Raw genomic sequence first — 297 nt, forward strand, 5'->3', positions numbered from 1 at the left:
ACCTCAGCCACTTCCGCATCCACGTTTTCAAATTCGTAGGTAATCACGTCACTTTGCTCCGCTAATCGGAGCGCGCCCTCTACATCTGTATATCTGGCAACGATTTGCTGGTCGGAAACCTGACCGCAGGGCGCATCATCAGTCGGGTCCATCGTGACAAACCGATAGCCCATGGCGCGTCCGGCAAGCGCAATCATCCGTCCAAGCTGCCCGCCGCCAAGGATACCTACCGTGGAACCCGGTTTGATTACTTTTGTGGTGTTCATGAAAGTTCGTCCGCCTCCAGCACTTTTTGTT

Annotated in this window: 1 protein-coding gene; it reads right to left on the reverse strand. The window is 54.2% G+C overall.

Going from position 1 to position 297, the window contains the following annotated elements; translation table 11 throughout:
* Positions 1-266 (reverse strand): NAD(P)-dependent oxidoreductase (locus tag MXD62_RS08325; RefSeq protein WP_248828821.1); only part of this gene is annotated, 266 nt, incomplete at its 3' end.
* Between the last annotated feature and the right edge of the window lie 31 nt (positions 267-297).

Origin of the sequence: Frankia sp. Mgl5, assembly GCF_023242985.1 — a bacterium.
Classification (GTDB): domain Bacteria; phylum Actinomycetota; class Actinomycetes; order Frankiales; family Frankiaceae; genus Parafrankia; species Parafrankia soli.